General features: G+C 72.9%; 13 protein-coding genes. 5 read left to right on the forward strand and 8 right to left on the reverse strand.

The genetic code is table 11. From position 1 onward, the window contains the following. Window positions 1-2 precede the first annotated feature (2 nt). From AC5DRG_RS08810 to AC5DRG_RS08825, 4 genes are all read right to left on the reverse strand, one after another. Entirely contained in the window at window positions 3-4,637 is a 4,635-nt protein-coding gene (locus tag AC5DRG_RS08810; RefSeq protein ID WP_491809432.1) for a hypothetical protein, read from the reverse strand. A gap of 72 nt (window positions 4,638-4,709) precedes the next feature. Continuing rightward, window positions 4,710-5,591 carry a hypothetical protein gene (locus AC5DRG_RS08815; RefSeq protein ID WP_491809433.1) on the reverse strand — a complete coding sequence of 294 codons (882 nt, stop codon included), beginning with the start codon at window positions 5,589-5,591 and terminating at the stop codon, window positions 4,710-4,712. A 112-nt stretch (window positions 5,592-5,703) separates the two neighbouring features. Further along, window positions 5,704-7,230: a hypothetical protein gene (locus AC5DRG_RS08820; protein WP_491809434.1), complete on the reverse strand. Its 1,527-nt coding sequence runs from the start codon at window positions 7,228-7,230 to the stop codon at window positions 5,704-5,706. 91 nt (window positions 7,231-7,321) lie between these two features. Further along, window positions 7,322-8,017, reverse strand: coding sequence for a GntR family transcriptional regulator (locus AC5DRG_RS08825; RefSeq protein ID WP_491809435.1), 696 nt, complete (start codon window positions 8,015-8,017; stop codon window positions 7,322-7,324). A gap of 130 nt (window positions 8,018-8,147) precedes the next feature. Between AC5DRG_RS08825 and AC5DRG_RS08830 the strand changes: the two genes are divergently transcribed. Genes AC5DRG_RS08830 through AC5DRG_RS08850 form a run of 5 tightly spaced genes read left to right on the forward strand, consistent with a single transcriptional unit; the run spans window position 8,148 to window position 12,574 of the window. Further along, window positions 8,148-9,476, forward strand: a complete 1,329-nt coding sequence (locus AC5DRG_RS08830; protein ID WP_491809436.1) for an MFS transporter — start codon at window positions 8,148-8,150, stop codon at window positions 9,474-9,476. After that, window positions 9,473-10,294 (forward strand): putative hydro-lyase, encoded by an 822-nt coding sequence (locus tag AC5DRG_RS08835; RefSeq protein ID WP_491809437.1) that lies wholly within the window; start codon window positions 9,473-9,475, stop codon window positions 10,292-10,294. Before AC5DRG_RS08830 ends, AC5DRG_RS08835 begins: the two co-directional genes overlap by 4 nt. A gap of 41 nt (window positions 10,295-10,335) precedes the next feature. Next, entirely contained in the window at window positions 10,336-11,094 is a 759-nt protein-coding gene (locus AC5DRG_RS08840; RefSeq protein ID WP_491809438.1) for a LamB/YcsF family protein, read from the forward strand. Beyond that, window positions 11,091-11,708 (forward strand): 5-oxoprolinase subunit B family protein, encoded by a 618-nt coding sequence (locus tag AC5DRG_RS08845; RefSeq protein ID WP_491809439.1) that lies wholly within the window; start codon window positions 11,091-11,093, stop codon window positions 11,706-11,708. The genes AC5DRG_RS08840 and AC5DRG_RS08845 overlap by 4 nt, the downstream gene beginning before the upstream one ends. Beyond that, entirely contained in the window at window positions 11,705-12,574 is an 870-nt protein-coding gene (locus AC5DRG_RS08850; protein ID WP_491809440.1) for a 5-oxoprolinase subunit C family protein, read from the forward strand. Before AC5DRG_RS08845 ends, AC5DRG_RS08850 begins: the two co-directional genes overlap by 4 nt. A gap of 105 nt (window positions 12,575-12,679) precedes the next feature. On the opposite strand, the gene AC5DRG_RS08855 is transcribed toward AC5DRG_RS08850, so the two are convergent. The 4 genes from AC5DRG_RS08855 to AC5DRG_RS08870 form a co-directional block, all read right to left on the reverse strand. After that, a complete protein-coding gene (locus tag AC5DRG_RS08855) occupies window positions 12,680-13,537 on the reverse strand; it encodes an SGNH/GDSL hydrolase family protein (protein WP_491809441.1) in 858 nt (285 codons plus the stop codon). Next, window positions 13,534-14,703 (reverse strand): glycosyltransferase, encoded by a 1,170-nt coding sequence (locus AC5DRG_RS08860; protein WP_491809442.1) that lies wholly within the window; start codon window positions 14,701-14,703, stop codon window positions 13,534-13,536. Before AC5DRG_RS08860 ends, AC5DRG_RS08855 begins: the two co-directional genes overlap by 4 nt. After that, window positions 14,700-15,827 (reverse strand): glycosyltransferase family 4 protein, encoded by a 1,128-nt coding sequence (locus tag AC5DRG_RS08865; protein WP_491809443.1) that lies wholly within the window; start codon window positions 15,825-15,827, stop codon window positions 14,700-14,702. The genes AC5DRG_RS08860 and AC5DRG_RS08865 overlap by 4 nt, the downstream gene beginning before the upstream one ends. Window positions 15,828-15,966: 139 nt before the next feature. Beyond that, complete coding sequence (locus tag AC5DRG_RS08870; RefSeq protein ID WP_491809444.1) at window positions 15,967-17,385, reverse strand: HEAT repeat domain-containing protein; 1,419 nt, start codon at window positions 17,383-17,385, stop codon at window positions 15,967-15,969. Window positions 17,386-17,494 lie beyond the last annotated feature (109 nt).

A 17,494-nucleotide genomic window follows, 5' to 3' on the forward strand; every position in this document is an offset into this window, starting at 1 on the left:
CCCTACGGTGCTGTCGGCGCCGGGCGTTTGAACATTCTGGTCGCCGTGATCTCGCTGTGCACCGATTCGTCCTCCCCGGCCGGGTTCTGCTGAGGCAGTCCCGGCCGGAGGTGTTCCTCCACGCTGATGTACTTCAGGCCGGCCCGCAGGTCGGCGTCGTTGCGGAGCCGGATGACGAGCGGGAACTCGGCGAGCGCGGTCGTGTCGAACAGGCCGGTGGTGTAGAGGAGTTGGACGCCGAGGGCATCCGACACGGCCCGCTGCAGCTCCAGCAGGTACGTGGCGTTGGCGCGTCCGATGGGGTTGTCCAGGAACAGCGTCCCCGCGTGCCGGTGCTTGTCACGTCCCCGGTCATTGCTTCGAAGCGCCGCCATCGTGCAGTACAGCGCGATGGCCGCCGTCAGCAACTGCCCGCCCGAGAACACGTCACCCATCTGCCCGACGGGCACACGCTCGGCCCGCAGCACAGCGTCCGGCTTGAGAATCTCGACGGCGACACCCTTGGGTTCCAGCGCGGCCCCAACTCCCCGCAGCAGCAAGGACATCCCGTCGCGCCGCATGTCGGAGTTCTTCTTCACGGCCGCCCGGGTCGCCTCGTCGACGACCTCACCGAGCCGCTCGGTCAAGGTCGCCTGGTCGGGCTCCTCGAAGCGGATGCGCAGGAACTCCTGCCCGGACCACTCGCCGAGCCCCTCGGGCAGCCGGGACAGCCGCTGCGCGGACCGCAGGGTGGCCAGCGCCGACTCGACGAGCCCCCGCAGCCGGTCCACGATCGAGTCCCGGTTCCGCTCCAGCTGCTCCAACTCGTCGGTCAGGACCCTGAGGCGGGGCCGGAACGCGTCCGCCCACTTCTGCGCGTGCTCGGGCAGCGCGGACGCGGGCAGCTCACGGATCTGCTGCCGCGCGGGGGTCCGTACCTGCTCGTAGCGCGTGGAGTTGGCGTGCCGCACCAGCACATCGCTCGCCTCGCGCACCGCGCCCTCGGCGGCGGACAGGTCGGCGGCGCAGCCGCGCAGGGAGCGCCGGGCCTCGGCGGCGGAGTGCCGGGCCTCCTCCGGGCTGCCGGGGTACGGCTCGGTCTCCTCCTGTTCCTCGTCCGTGGTGTGCTCGCGCAACAGGTCGCGCAGCATGGCGGAGATCTCGTCGAAGCCGCCGGCCGCGTCCTCGGCGCCGCGGTGGGCGTCGAGGAGTTCGGCGTGCGCCTCGCGGGCCTGGCTCAACGCCTCGGTGCGGGACGCGAGTTCGGCGGTGGCGGTGCGCAGCAGGGCCTGCGCGTGCTCGGCGTCGCGCGGGAGCAGTTCCTCGGGCAGCTCGGTGTGCGCCTCGCCGTCCTGGGGCGCGTGCCGCTCGGCCTCACCGCGCAGCCGCCCGAGCTGCTCGCTGGCCGTGGACATCCGGGTCTCCAGAAGCTGCACGAGCTCCTCGGCACGGGCGGCGGCGGCCTGCCGGGACGGCCCGTCGGAACCGTCGGGGGACTGAAGGAGCTGCTCCGCGCGCGTGCGGACCTTGTTGCTCAGCCGGTCCAGCTCGGTACGCGCCGCGCTCTCGTCGCTCTCCGCGCGGGCCTGCTCGGCGCGCAGGTCGGCGCCGACACCGACCTTCTCGTAGAGCTGGGAGGCGGCCCGATAGGCCTCGCGGAGAGCGGGCAGTGACGACTCCGGGGCACCAGGGTCGTCCGCCGGTACGTCGTCGGGGGCGCCCGCGATCTCGGCCCGCTCGGCGCGCAGCGTGCGGGCGGTGCGGCGGGCGTCGTCGGCGGCGCGCTGGATGGCCCGCCGGTCCTCGTCGGCGGCGCGTGCCCGGTCCAGGCAGGACTGGGCGCGGGCCTCCGACTCGGCTGCCTCGTCGGCGAGTTCACGCACCTTGACCTGCCAGCCGGCGCGCTCGCGCAACCGGAAGGCGAGCCCCGCGAGGGCATCGGCGGCGCGCCGGGCACGCTGGGCGGCCTCCTGCCGCTCGTCACGCACCTGCGCGGTCTCGGCGGCGGCTTCGTCGGCCTCGGCCCGCACGGTCCGCGCCTCGGCCAGCTCGGCCTCGGACTCCTCGGCGAAGGCACGCGCCTCCCGGGCGGCCTCCGCCAGCTCGACGAGCCGCCCGGCCGGACAGCCGGTACGCCAGGACGCGAGCCGCGCGGCCAACTCCCGGTCCTTGCCGAGCCGCGCGGCGAGCGTCCGGATCTCCTCGTCCCGCTCGCCCGCCCGCGCCCGCAACGCCTGCCGCTCCTCGTCGGCGGCATGCTCGTCGTGCATGGCGGGGTTCGGCGGTACGAGGAAGACGTCCCCGTTCCCGGAATCGGGCGCCGGAGTCGGCGCGAGCAGGGCGGCCGCCGTACCCACGGCGACGGCGGACCGCGGCAGCAGCGCGGCCTCGCTCAACGCCTCCCGGGCACGCGCGTGCGTGGCCGGGTCGGTGATGATCACGCCGTCGACCAGCTCGGGCCGGGCGGCCAGCACACGCGCGTGGTCGGTGGGGTCGACGGCCTGCGCGAGATAGCGCCAGCCGGGCAGGGCGGGGATGCCGTGCTCACCGAGGTATTCCACGGTGGCCAGCACGTCGGGGCCGGGCGGCAGCAGTCCTCCGTCACCGAGCGCACCGAGGATCCGGGAGTCGTCAGCGGCGGCGGTCCGCAGCTCGAAGAGCTGCCGCTCGGCGGCGGAGACCCCGTCGTCGAGCAACTCACGCAGCTCGTCGGCGAACCGGTCCAACTCCTCGGGCGTGAGGGCGGCTTCGGCCGGAGCCGCCGATCCGGTCGCGTCCGGCCGGGGCTGCGGGACTCCGGGCCGCGATTGCGCACCCGAGAGGCTCAGCAGCTCGGCCAGCCGCTCCTCCCCCGCCAGCCCTTCGGCGAGCCGCCACTCGGCGTCGTAGGACCGCTCGGCCGCCGTCGCCGCGTCCGCCGCGCGGGCCGCCGTCAGCTCGGCACGGGACTCGGTGGAAGCCGCCTCCCGGGCATGCTCCGAGGTCTTGCGCGAAGCCTCACGCGCGGTGTCCCAGGCCGCGACGGCCGTCTTCTCGGCGTCGCTCGCCGCGAGCGCGGCCCGCGCCGGGTCCGCGTCGGGCGCGCTGTCGTCGAGCCATCCCGCACGCACCGCCTCCGCGGTCTCCTGCTCGACCTCGCTCAGCCGCTGGCGCAGATGCCCGACCTCACTGCGGGCACGCTGTGCCTCGGTCGCCGCGGAGGTCGAGTCCCGGTACGCCGCGTCGCTGACCTCCTGAAGCCCGGCGGACCGCTCCTCCTCCTCGTTGGCGAGGTTCTCGGCACTGTCCGCGGCCGCGTGCAGGGCTCGTACGAGGTCCACGGCCGCCTTGGCCCGGGCGGCAAGGGCCGGTGCGGCGTCCCGCTCGGCCTCGCGGATCGCGACCGCCACGCGCGCGGAGCGGTCGGCGGCGGCCCGGTGCCGCAGCACGGCCTCGGCGCCCTGCCAGGCGGAGTGCAGGGTGCGGGCGTCGGCGAGCTCGCGCTTCTGCGCGGCGGCGGCCTTCTCGGTGGCCGCGAGCGCCAACGAGGCGTGCCGGTAGGCGAGTTCGGCGGCGATCAGGGAACTGCGCTCACGCCCGCCCTCGGCATGGGTGACGGCGTACGCGGCGGCGGTGACCCGCTGGGCGAGGTCTCCGGCGCGGACGCGTTCCTGGGCGCCGCGCGCGGTCAGCCGCCGCGCCAGTGTGCGCGTACGGCGCTCGGCGCCGGCGTGGATGTCACGCGCGCGGGAGCGTGCTTCGGCGGCCTCGACGATCCGCCCGAGCAGATCGACCGAACCGGCGGTGAAGTCCCGTTCGGCCATCAGCTCGGCGCGCCTGCCGAGCTTGTTGCCGAAGCCGCTGACCAGGTCGGCGAGTCCGTCGGTGTCCCGCGTGTCGGTGACGGCGCGCAGCAGCAGGTCGGTGAAGTCGGAGTCCTTCTTGACGGCGAAGAGGCCGGCCGCCTCACCCTCGTCGGCGTTCATCTCCCGCTGGTAGCGGAAGAGTTCGGGGTCGAGGCCGAGGTCGCCGAGGTGCTCGATCCACCGGTCGTGGATCTCCTCCCAGTGCACCTCCAGGTGCGGATACGCCTTGCCCGCCTCGGTGATGGCGTCCCGGAAGCCCTTCATGGTGCGCCGCCGCCCGTGCGCACCGGACGCGCCCTCGGCGGACGGCCGTACGGCGGTCGACTCGGCGACCGGCAGGTTGTCCAGGCTCAGCCCGGGCCCGGGCCGGAAGGAGTACCAGGCCTCGGCGAACTTCCGCGGGTCGTTGGAGACCTGTCGCCCCCGCCACTCGCTCACCTTGCCGACGACGACGCACTCGCCGGTCAGCGTGTGCTGCCATTCCAGGGCGACATGCCCGCAGTCGTCGGCGAGGAGGAACTTGCGCAGCACACCGGAGCTGGCGCCGCCGAGCGTGTTGCGGTGGCCCGGCAGCATCACGGAGAAGATCAGCTTGAGGAGTACGGACTTGCCGCCGCCGTTCTCCAGGAAGAGCACGCCCGCGGGCGCGGGCCGACGCGGCGGCCCGACGGGCTCGTCCTCGAAGAACTCCGCCTGGGTGGGCGCGGGGTCGGGCACGGGCTCGCCGACTCCCCGCAGGTCAAGCACGGTGTCGGCGTAACGCGCACCTGCGGGACCGATGGAGTAGAGGCGGACCCGGGACAGCTCGTACATGGCGGACTCTCGTAGTCGTGAAGTCAGTTGAGGCGATCGAGGCGATGGAACCGATCGCGGCGATCGAGGCGATCAGGAATGGAAGGGCAGTCCGGCGTCGGCCACCAGCTCCACGTCGTCGGTGTCCTCGGCGGGCAGCAGTGTCGCGGTGCCGTCGGTGACCGGGACGACGCCCAGCTCCAGCAGCTCGGCCATCGCGGCGCTGCCCGCCATGTCCCGCACCTGGAGCTGGTAGCGGGCCGTCGTCCGATAGGTCCCGCCGCTGTCGTCACCGGTGCGCTGCAGGAACCCGGAGTCGGTGAGGAACGCGGCTGCCTTGCCGACGATGCCGGTGGTCGACCCGGCGAGTCTGCGCGCGTCCTTGGTCGCACCGGCCGCGCTACGTCTGGCCCAGATCCGCCAGGCGGCCTCAAGTCCGGGCGTGTCCGTCGCCGGGTCGGTGTTCTCCCCCTGCGCCTCGGCCCGCTCCTCCAGCCGACGGCAGGCCTGACGTACGAAGGCGTCGACCCCGTTGACCGTGACCCGCCCGATGTACCCGTCGTCGGCGAGATCCTCGGGCCGCGGAAACGCCATGGCGGCCACGGCGAGATGGGCGAGCCCGTGCAGGAACCGGTCCCCGGAGTCGGCGGCCGTCCGACGCGCGTAGTCCCCCATCCGCACGGCGAACACCGAGTCCTCGGCGGCGGTCACCGCCATCCCCGCACGAGAGGACACCTCCAGCACAACCAGCCCAAGCCCGGCGGCAACGGCATCGGCGAGCCGCGCGAAAGGCGAATCCTCCCGGTATCGCCGCAGCAACTCCACGTACTCCTGATCCCGCGCCGGCTGCAACTTGGGCTGCAGTCCAAAGGCAACAAGCCGAGCCGCGTCGGCGGCATCGGCGGGCGTGACGGCAGCGGCCGCCGGTGCAGCGACGGCGACTTCCGGCTCACTCCACTCGACATGCTCGCTCACGACTGGGACTCCTCGGGGATCTGAAAAGCAGGGCTAAGGGCAGCCCACCTAGGGGCGCGGGGAACTGCGCGACCAGCCACAGCGGCGCCGCAGCCAAAGAACAACCGAAACCTCACGCGGCCTCCGTCCTGTCCGCAGCCATCCCCACCGCATCCAACAAGGCTGTCCCCACGATCAAATCGGCCCCACCAAACTCCGGATCATCCAGCTGGACCCCGTCATCAACGGCAAACAGCAACTTCTCCTCGCCCTGCCGATACGCGGTCCCCACCGGCGGACTGGCCGCATGCACAGCCAACAGGGCCACCAGATAGGGCAGATCAGGGTCCTGCCGACGCGCGTCGGACAGCAGCCCCGACAACCGCCGCGGCGCGTCCGCAGGCAAGTCGAGCAACTCCATGGCCGCCGCCAACTGCTCCTCACTGAACCGACTGTCGTCCGGCGTGGCAATCAGGTCGGGCTCCGGCATCTCGGCCCCAAGATGCTCCCGCTCCACAGGCGGCGTCAGCAGTATGTCGACGAGATCACCGACCCGCACGGACACCGGCGTCCGCAACCCGGTCCCACGAGCAAAGAACGCATCGGTGACCCGAACGGCCCGCTCCAACGTCAACGGCAGCACAGGCGCGACCAGATGCCCGTACAGATCGATCCCCGACGTGGTCATCGGCGTGGCGAACGCCTGCCGATCCTGCTCGGCCCGGAACAACGGCCCGGCCTCCAGCAACCGGGACTGCAACTGTGTATGCCGCCGAATGCAGTCCTTGACGATGTCGACCAGCTCGGCGGCCCGCCGCTTCTGTTCCGGATCCTCGGACTCGTCTCGCGCACGACGGATGTTCGTGAGGATCGCGTTCTCGTGCCGGTACCGGTCGGCGACATGGTCCAGCGCCTCGGCGATCATGTCGGGCACGGTCTCCAGCCAGTCCACCGCCCGCACATTGCGCCGGGTCGCGTCGAGCGCCCTGCGCAGCGTCTCCGAGTACTGCACGGTCCGGTACCGGGCCTGCTCGGCGGCGAGTTGGGCGTCGGCGAGCCGCCCCCGGCTGATCAACACCTCCAGCTTCACCTCGGCGGCGATCTGAGCGCTGGTGACGTCGGTGTCGAGGGCCCCGACGAGTACGTTGACCGCCTCATCCGTAGTACGGAGGTAGACGCTTCCGCCGTAGCCGGGGACCTCCTCGATCAGCTTGAAGTCGTAGTCGCGGCGGACGTACGTACCGTCGGGCGCGAACGTGCCGTATACGGCCCGGAAGCCGCGGTCGACGCTGCCGACGTTGATCAGGTTCTCCAGGACCCAGCGGGCCACGCGCTCGTGCTCGGTGACGGGCCGCTGCGGGGCCTGGGCGGCGATGCGCGGAATGAGCCGGGCCACTATCTGGTCGTGGTCCGCGCCCGTGTCGAAGTCCATGTTCAGGGTGACCAGGTCGATGGCGGAGAGGGCAACCTCAGCCATGCCGTACACCGAGTACTCGCCCGCGAGATTGGCCTTGCGCGCATCGAGGTCGTGCAGCGGCGCGGTGCAGGCGAGCGCACGCAGCCGACGCGCCAGTCCCTCGTCGGCGGCCGGGCCCAACGCGGGACGCGGCCCCGCGCTGAACTGGGGCGGAACACTGTCCGTCGATGCAGGCGAAGTCACGGTGCACAGACTAGGTCCTCGGTCTGACAACGACCCAAACGACGCAGATGCGACCCGGCGTCACGGTTGTCACACCAGTGCGACGGACCTGCTAACCCTCCTCGCCGACCCGCCGCCGGTACACCTCGACCACCCGCTCCAGCGAATCGGCGAGATACACCTCAAGCAGTTCCTCGGCCTTGCCCTTCTCGCCCCGCTGCAGCGTCAGCAGGATCTGCTGGTTGCGTGCCAGATACGGCTCGTGCAGTCGGCGCGGGTCGTCCACGACGTGGAAGGCCAGTCTCAACTCGGCGAAGACGCTGCGCATCAGCTCGTCGGTGCGGGCGCTGCCGGCGAGCGAGACCAGTTCCCGGTGGAAGTGGATGTTGGCGGTGCTCAGCGCTTTCCAGTCACCTTCACGCGCGGCCCGCTGCCCCCCGGCGACGGCTTCGGCGAGCCCGTCCAGCGCGTACGGGGGCTCGCCGAGTCCTCGTACGACAGCGCACTCGACGAGGGCGCGGGTGCGGTAGATGTCCTCGACGTCCTCGATGCTCAGCACCCGGACGAAGACGCCCCGGTTCAGCTCGTGGACGAGCAGGCGTTCGTGCGTGAGCAGGCGGAACGCCTCGCGCAGGGTGTTGCGGGAGACGCCGAGGGCCCCGCCGATGCTGTCCTCCGACAGCCGCGTGCCGGGCGGGAAATAGCCCTCGGCGATACGGCTTCTGAGGATGTCCGAGACCCGCTCGGCCGTGCTCGTACGGCCCAGGAGGGCACGGTCGTCGGCCAGTCCGGTCAGCTGCTCTGCCATGCCCGGAATTCAACCGCAGACACGAGAACGAAACAACAGGGGTATTGAAGGATCGTTGAACGATCCTCTACCTTACTGCTCACCGCACGGCTCAGCTCCGCACCCTCCGTCCTCATACTGCGAGGTGCCCATGAGCACGACCCCTCCACCCCGGACCCTGAAGACCCTGGCCACCGGCCCTGGGCCGGACGCGAACGAACTCGCCTCCGACGACGGCGCGTTGGGCTGGCTGCGGGCCCTCGGTCCGCGCGGCCGCCGCGCCTTCGCCGGCGCGTTCGGCGGTTATGCCCTCGACTCGTACGACTACTTCACGCTCCCGCTGAGCATGGTCGCGCTGGCCGCGTACTTCGGCCTGGACAGCGGCCAGACCGGCCTCTTCACGACCGTCACCCTCGTGGTCTCCGCGGTCGGCGGCGCCCTCGCGGGCGTCTTCGCGGACCGGGTCGGCCGGGTCAAGGCGCTGATGATCACGGTGATCACCTACGCGGTCTTCACCGTGGCCTGCGGCTTCGCGCCCAACTACGAGACCCTGCTGGTGTTCCGCGCCCTCCAGGGCCTCGGCTTCGGCGGCGAGTGGGCGGTCGGCGCGATCCTGGTCGCCGAGTACGCGAGCGCCAAGCACCGCGGCCGTACGCTCGGCGCGATCCAGAGCTCATGGGCCGTGGGCTGGGCGCTGGCCGCGATCGTCTACACGCTGGTCTTCTCGTTCCTCGACGCCGACCTGGCCTGGCGCGTGATGTTCTGGACCGGCGCGCTGCCCGCGCTGCTGGTGGTCTGGCTGCGCCGCAGTGTGCAGGACGCCCCGGAGGCGGCCGCGGTGCGCGAGAAGAACCCCCAGAAGGGTTCGTTCGCGGCGATCTTCAAGCCGGGCACGGCCGAGGCCCCGGGCCTGCTGCGTACGACGATCTTCGCGGGCCTGCTCTCCACCGGTGTCCAGGGCGGCTACTACACGCTCGCCACCTGGGTGCCCACGTACCTGAAGACGGAGCGCGGACTGTCGGTCGTCGGCACCGGCGGCTATCTGACCTTCCTGATCTCCGGCGCCTTCCTGGGCTATCTGACCGGCGGCTACCTCACCGACCGGCTGGGCCGCCGGCGCAACATCTGGCTCTTCGCACTGCTCTCGGCGATCTGCATCCTGGCCTACGCCAACATCCCGAACGGCGCCAACACCCTGCTCCTGGTGCTCGGTTTCCCGCTCGGGTTCTGCATGTCGGCGATCTTCGCTGGCTTCGGGTCCTTCCTGAGCGAGCTCTACCCGACGGCCGTGCGCGGCACGGGGCAGGGCTTCACGTACAACACCGGCCGCGCCGTCGGTGCCATCTTCCCCACGACCGTGGGCTTCCTGGCCGACAGCTGGGGTGTGGGCGGCGCCCTGGTCTTCGGGGCGATCGGATACGGGATCGCCGCGCTGGCGCTGCTGGGGCTGCCGGAGACCCGCGGAAAGGAGCTTGAGTGAACCGCACGGAGGACCGCCCCCTGCCCCTCGTCGACGAGCACGCGCACGCGTGGAGCCCGAAAAGCGCACGGGACCGCTTCCGCGCGGGGCTGACCGGACCCACGGCAGGCGTCGCGGCCGGCCACACCCAGGTCAACCTGATCTCGGTGCCCGCGGACTGGGCGTACGACATGCTGCTGTTCTGCCAGCGCAACCAGAAACCCTGTCCGGTGCTCGACGTCACGGACGCCGGCTCCTGGTCGACCGTTCTCGCCGACGGCGCCGACCTGCGCACCGATCTGCCGCGCTACCGCGTGTGGGAGAACGGCGAGCTGGTGGACGAGCCGACGGACGTGCTCGCGCACTGGCGCGGCGACCTGGTGTCGTTCCTGATCGGGTGCAGCTTCACATTCGAGTGGGCGCTCGCCGGGGCGGGCGTCCCGATCCGCCACATCGAGCAGGGGCGCAACGTCCCGATGTATGTGACCGACCGCCAGTGCCGTCCCGCCGGGCGGCTGCACGGCCCCCTGGTGGTGTCCATGCGTCCGGTGCCGCCGGAGCACCTGGCGGCCGCGATCCGGGAGAGCAGTCTGCTCCCGGCGGTGCACGGCAGCCCCGTACACTGCGGTGACCCGTCGGGGCTCGGCATCGAAGACCTCGGCCGTCCCGACTACGGCGATCCGGTGGACGCCGAACCGGACGACATCCCGGTGTTCTGGGCCTGCGGTGTGACCCCGCAGGCCGCGGTGACGGCCTCGCGCCCGCCGTTCGCCATCACCCACGCACCGGGACAGATGTTGCTCACCGACGCCCGCGACGAGCAGTACCGCGTGGCCTGACAGAAGACAGGCAAGTCACAGCACAGGAGACATGGGGATCCATGACCGCGATCGATCTGAACGCCGACCTCGGCGAGGGCTTCGGCCGCTGGCAGCTGACCGACGACGAACGGCTGCTGTCCGTCGTCACCAGCGCCAACGTGGCCTGCGGGTTCCACGCCGGGGACGCCTCCACCATGCGGCGGGTGTGCGAGCTGGCGGCCGAGCGCGGGGTAAGGATCGGCGCCCAGGTCTCCTACCGGGACCTCGCGGGGTTCGGGCGGCGCGCGATGGACGTGCCGCCCGACGAGCTGGCCGCCGAAGTGGCGTACCAGATCGGCGCCCTGGAGGTGTTCGCACGGGCGGCGGGCACGCGCGTGTCGTACGTGAAGCCGCACGGCGCGCTGTACAACCGCGTCGTGCACGACGAGGAGCAGGCCGGCGCGGTCGTCGACGGCGTGCTCGTCGCCGACGCCACCCTGCCCGTGCTCGGCCTGCCCGGCTCGCGTCTGCTGGAGCTGGCCGAGAAGGCGGGACTGCCGGCCGTCACGGAGGCGTTCGCGGACCGGGCGTACACCGAGGAGGGCACGCTGGTGCCGCGCGGCCAGGACGGCGCCGTGGTCACCGACCCGGAGTCCGTCGTGGAACGCTCGGTGAGCCTGGCCCGGTTCGGTGTGGTCACCGCCCATTCCGGGGCGCGCATCGAGGTACGCGCGCGTTCCCTGTGTCTGCACGGCGACACACCCGGCGCGGTCGAACTGGCCCGCCGGGTCCGGGACCGGCTCCGGGAGTCCGGCGTCCTGGTCGAGGCCTTCGTATGAGGGCGCTGCCCGTCGGCGACGACGCACTCCTCGTCGAGGTCGCCTCGGGCGAGGAGGCCCAGGCCCTGCACGCGGCACTGCTGCGCCGCCGCGCGGAGGGCTCGTTGACGGTCCGCGAGATCGTCCCCGCGGCCCGTACGGTCCTCCTCGACGGCCTGGCCGACCCGGCCCGGCTGGCATCCGAACTGACCTCCTCCGCACTCCCGCCCGCACCCTCACGCGCGCGTGAGGTGATCGAGCTCCCGGTGCGCTACGACGGCCCCGACCTCACGGACGTCGCCGCCCTCTGGGACGTGGACGAGCGGGAGGTGGCCCGCATCCACGCGGCCGCCGAGTTCCGCGTCGCCTTCTGCGGTTTCGCCCCCGGCTTCGGCTACCTCACCGGCCTCCCGGCACGCTACGACGTCCCCCGCCGGGCCACTCCCCGCACGGCCGTGCCACCCGGTGCCGTGGCGCTGGCGGGCCCGTACACCGGCGTGTACCCGCGTTCGTCGCCGGGCGGTTGGCAGCTGATCGGCACCACGGACGCCGTGCTGTGGGACCACGCGCGCGTGCCGGCCGCGCTGCTGTCGCCGGGCACGCGCGTGCGGTTCGTGCCGGTGGGGCGCTCATGACGGACCGTGCGCTCGCCGTCGTACGGGCCGGGGCGCTGACCACCGTGCAGGACCGGGGCCGCCCCGGCCACGCCCACCTCGGCGTGCCCCGCTCCGGAGCCCTCGACGCACCGGCGGCGGCGCTCGTCAACCGGCTGGTCGGCAACCCTCCCGAGGCGGCCGTCCTGGAGACCACGCTCAACGGCTGTGCCGTGCGCCCCCGTTCCACGGTCACCGTGGCGGTCGCGGGCGCGCCCTGCCCGGTGACGGTGGACGGGCGGCCGGTCGCCTGGGGAGCACCCGTACGCGTATCAGCCGGCGCGCTGCTCGACGTAGGGGCGGCCGTCTCCGGTGTACGCGCCTATGTGGGCGTCTCCGGCGGAGTCGCCGTCGAGCCGGTGCTCGGCAGCCGCTCCACCGACCTGCTGTCGGGCCTCGGCCCGCCAGCCCTCACCGACGGCACCGTGCTGCCCCTGGGCAGCCCGGCCGGCCTCCACGCGCGCGTGGACGTGGCCCCGCAGCCGAGCCCGCCGGCCGAGCTCGTCCTGCGGGTGACGCCGGGCCCGCGCGACGACTGGTTCACGCCGGAGGCACTGCGCGTCTTCACCTCGCGCGCGTTCCGGGTGTCCTCCGCGAGCAACCGCATCGGGCTGCGTACGGAGGGGCCCGCCCTTGAGCGGGCCCGAGCCGGTGAACTGCCCAGCGAGGGCATGGTCCTGGGCGCGGTCCAGGTGCCCCCGGACGGCCGACCGGTGGTCTTCCTCGCCGACCACCCGACCACGGGGGGCTACCCCGTGATCGCGGTCGTCCGCGCCGCCGACCTCCCGGCCGCCGCCCAGGCCGTACCAGGCACCCCGGTCCGCTTCGTGGCCGTACGCCGTCGCTGAGCCTGTAAGCGGGGCAGCGCCCCGAAGGGGCGCGGGGAACTGCGCGACCAGCCACGACGGCGCCGCAGACAATCGACGGCACATCGTGGCACTTCCAGCGGAGCGCTACGCGGCGTCCGCTTGCGGTTGTTGCTCCGGCACGGACAGCGAGGCCAGCGCCGCGGACACGGCGTGGGACGCGCTCAGGTCGAGCCGGGCGCTGGTGCCACGCGCGCGGTGACGCATTTCGTGGGCGGCGAGCCTGAGGAGCTGCGGCAGCAGGTCGGTGCACCGCCGCAGCACCCACGCGGTGCCCGCGGTGGCCAGCCACAGCAGGCTCGCCGACTTGGTGGGCACCGGGAACTCGGGCTCGGTCACGGGGGTGGCCCCCGTCGCGAGGCTCGTCTCCGCCAGCAGCGCGTGGAAGCGCGCGGCCAGTTGCCGGTGCCCCCGCTCGCTGGGGTGGAGCCGGTCCGCGCTCCAGATCGCCTTGTCCGAGATCCAGTCCTCCTCCGCCGCGTGCAGGTGCACGGCCCCGTACCGCTCGGAGAGCGCGTGCACGACGGTGTTGACCGCCCGCTGCCGCCGGGCCAGCGGACGGGCCAGCGCACCCGGCAGTCCGAGCATCGAGCCCGGGTCGGGCAGACAGGCCGTGAGCAGGACCGCGCCCTGCTCGGTGAAGGCCGCGTACACCTTGTCGAGCCGTTCGGCCACGGCGTGGATGTCGAAGGTGCAGCGCAGGGTGTCGTTGACGCCGATGACGACCGACACGATGTCCGGGCTCGCGGCCAGTCCCACAGGGGTCTGCCGTTCCAGCACGTCACGCGTCTGCGCCCCGCTGACCGCGAGGTTGGTGAACTCCACGTCCTCCGGGGCGAGCCCGCCGGCGAGAAGCGCGGCCCAGCCGCGCCACGCCTCGCCCACACGATCGCCCACGCCCTCGGTCAGCGAGTCCCCGAGCGCCACGAAACGCACCGGTCTCATGCCACGCCCTCCGGCACGAAGGGCCGCACCGGGGCCGCGAGGACCGTGGCGTCGTGCGCGGCGAGGAACGCCTCGACCGCGGTGCCCCAGCCGAAGCACTCCGCACGCGCGCGTGCGGCTTCGCGACGGTCGGCCTCGGAGCGTTCGAGGAGCATGTCCACGGCGTCCGCGAAGGCGTCCCCGTTGTCCGCCGCGGTGGCGCCGGCGGAGCCGATCACCTCCGGCAGCGCGGACGAGGCGCTCGCCACGACGGGCGTGCCGCACGCCATCGCCTCCAGGGCCGCGAGCCCGAACGTCTCGGCGGGCCCGGGAGCCAGGCTCACGTCGGCGGAGGCCTGCAGCGCACCGAGCATCCCCCGGTCCGTGACGTGCCCGAGGAAGGTGACGGGCAGGTGCCGCTCCCGCGCCCGCTGTTCGAGGCGTGCCCGCAGCGGTCCGTCACCGGCCACCACCAGCCGCACCCGACGGCCGCGCCGCACCAGCGACTCCACGGCCTCGATCGCCGTGCTGGGCCGTTTCTCCACGGACAGCCGGGAGCACATCACGAGCAGCGCCTCGTCCACGCGCGCGTGCTGTGCGCGCAGCCGAGGGTCCCGCAGCGCGGGGTGCCGCTCCATCACGTCGACGCCCAGCGGAGCCCGTACGACGTTGCGCGCCCCGATCCGCACGAACTCCCGCTCGGCGAACTCGGTGGTGCACACGACGCGCGAGTAGGTGTGCGCCGTACGGACGTTGATGGCGTCGGCGGTGCGCCGGGACATGTTCTCCGACAGGCCCCAGGTGCGCAGGACGCCGTCGGCGGTCTCGTGGGAGACCATCACGGCGGGGACCCGGGCGCGCCGCGCCCACCTGCCGGTCCACCTCAGGGTCGTACGGTCGGAGACCTCCAGGCGGTCCGGCGCCAGCTCCTCCAGGAGGGCCGCGACGCGCCGCTTGTCGATCAGCACGCGGTAGCCGCCGGTGCCGGGCAGCAGCGGGCCGCGCAGGGTGATCACGCGGCCCTGCTCGGTCTCGCGGTCGGTGTCGCGCTCGCCGGGCACGATGAGCACGGGCTCGTGTCCGGCCGCCTTGAAGCCCTTGCCCAGTTCGCGCAGCGCGGTGCGCAGTCCGCCGGACGCAGGCGCGACGAAGTTCGCCAGCCGGACGATCCGCAGGGACTCGTTCATGCCGCCAGCACCGCCTTCCGCGCGGCGAGCACGTCGGTGTAGTGCCCGATCAGCTGGTCGCCGACGGCCGCCCAGGTGCGTCCCTCGACCATGGCGCGCGCGGCGGTGCCGTACGCGCTCCGCATCGCGGGGTCGGCGGCCAGGGTCTGCACCGCGTCCCGTACGGCGCCCGCGTCGCGCGGCGGGACCAGCAGCCCGGTGCGCCCGTGGGCGACCAGGTCGAGCGGACCGCCCGCTGCGGGCGCGATGACGGGCACTCCGCTCGCCATCGCCTCCTGGACCGTCTGGCAGAAGGTCTCGAAGGGGCCGGTGTGCGCGAAGACGTCGAACGAGGCGAAGATCCGGGCGAGTTCGTCGCCGGTACGACGGCCCAGGAACACCGCGCCTGGCAGGGCCTCGGTGAGGCTCGGCTGGCTGGGACCGTCGCCCACGACCACGACGCGGACCCCGGGCAGACGGCAGGCGTCCGCCAGCAGTTCGATGTGCTTCTCGGGGGCCAGCCGGCCGACGTAGCCGACGATCAGCTCACCGTTCGGGGCGAGTTCGCGGCGCAGCGCGTCGTCCCGGAGCTCGGGGCGGAAGCGGACGGTGTCCACGCCGCGCTGCCACAGCTTCACCCGGGGCACGCCATGTGCCTCCAGGTCGTGCAGGGAGGCGCTGGACGGGGCGAGGGTGAGGTCGGCGGCGGAGTGGACGGAGCGTATGCGCCGCCAGGCCGCGGCCTCACCGGCACCCACGTAGGTGCGGGCGTATCCCGCGAGGTCGGTCTGGTAGACGGCCACGGCGGGGACACCGAGCCGGGCGGCGGTGGCCATGCCACGGACGCCGAGGATGAAGGGGCTGGCCAGGTGGACGACGTCGGCGCGGTGCTCGATGACCGCCGCGGCGAGGCGCCGGCTGGGGAGGGCGACGCGGACCTGGGGGTAGCCCGGGAGCGGAAGGGAGGGGACATGGACGACGCGGCACGGCGCGAGGCCGGCCGCCTTGTTCCCGGGAGCGGGAGCCGGGGCGACTACGAGGGGAACGTGACCGCGATCGACGAGGTGCCGGGCGGTCTGCAGCGCGCAATGGGCCACGCCGTTCACATCGGGGGGAAAGGATTCGGTCACGATGACGACACGCATAGGGGTGTTCTCGCCGGGCCGAACGTGGTCACGACAACGTGGATCTTTCCCAACGGCGAACGTCCCATGAGCGTTACGCTGCGCACCTGTCCAGGCCAGACCGCGTCCATGCACTCCTGACCCGCGAGTCACCTCGTGTTCATACAGCGGGTGTGTCTGGCCCGATCCGACTCCGAACGGCTGTTTGAACCTCGGCCTCCTCGGCCGGGTCCGCGGCGAGCCTGCGCAGCTGCTCGACGACCCTCGCGTCACCGGTCTCGGCATGCCGGGCGGCGACCTCGCGGGTGGTCTCCTCGCAGTCCCAGAGGCACTCGACGGCGAATCCCGCGGCGAAGGAGGGGTCGGTGGCGGCCAGCGCGCGAGCGGCCCGGCCGCGCAGATGGGAGGAGGCCGTCTCTCGGTAGATATGGCGGAGAACGGGTGCGGCACACACAATGCCGAGCCGCCCGGTGCCATCGACGAGGGTCCACAGGGTCGGGGCGTCGGGGCCTTCACCCCGTACGGCTTCGCGCAGCGCGCCGAGGACCAGGTCGCTGTCCTGGGTGCCGCCCCGGCAGGCGAGCATGCGGCCCGCAGCGGCGCCCAACGGGTCGGGCCGGTGGGCCCAGCCGCGTGCCCGGTCGACGGCGGCGACGCTGCGCATCCGCTCGAAGGCGTCGACGGCGGCCTCCACGACGGCCGCCGAGCCGGTGGCCATGGCGCCCTCGATCAGGCCCAGGGCGTCGGGATCATTGCTGTCGGCCAGGTAGCGCAAGGCTGTGCAGCGGGCTCCGTCGGTACCGTCCAGGGCGGCCGCGACGATCTCGGGCCGGTCATCGGGTCCCGCGACGGCGGTGAGACAGCGGGCGGCCGGGACGTGGAGGGCCGCCCCGCGTTCGATGCCCTGCTGAGCCCATTCGAACACGGCCCGCACACTCCACCCGGGGCGGGGACCGCTGGGCCGCATCTGCCGTTGCCAGCGGTCGAAACAGCCGGCCTCCTGAGCGGCACGCACGCGTGAGGCGATCGATTCGCGCGGATCGTCGGCCCACAGCCGCCACGGCCGGGGTTCGAAGGCGTCGCGCACGACGGCGGCGAGTTCGGCCTCGCCCGCCGCGTCGGTCGAGAAACGCGCCAGGACGGGGACGGCCAGGGCGCGCAGGCCCGCGTCGTCGTCCCTGAGCGCGAGTTCGTCGAGGGCCCAGGCCCAGTTGGAGCCCGAGGCGGCGTACCTGCGCAGCAGTCCGAGGGCGTCCAGGCGGCCGTAGGAGGCGAGGTGTCCGAGCACCGCGAGGGCGAGCCCGGTACGGGACTCCTCGCCGTCGAAGACGTCCGCCACGTCGAAGAGGTGCGCCTCAATCTCCTCAAGACCGCCGCCCAGGTCGAGGAAGAGCCGGGCGTAGTAGAGGGAGCGGTTCTCCACCTGCCAGTCGTGGCGGGGATCGCGCAGCACGCAGTGGTTCAGTGCCGCGAGCGCCTCGGCGCGCGGGGCGGTGAGCGCGTGCAGCGTGCCGTCGCCGCGGCCCCTCTGGAGCAGGCCGAGCAGCGTACCGCTGGGCGCTATGACCGGATCGAACATGGGAAACAGCCTCACATCAAGCGTCGACGCAACCGGGGAACCTGCACTACCTGGCCGCGTGACACAACGTCGGGGCCCCCGCCGTCTCTTGCTTGCTGTAGACCATCTT

Source organism: Streptomyces sp. JLBG701 (assembly GCF_058544905.1).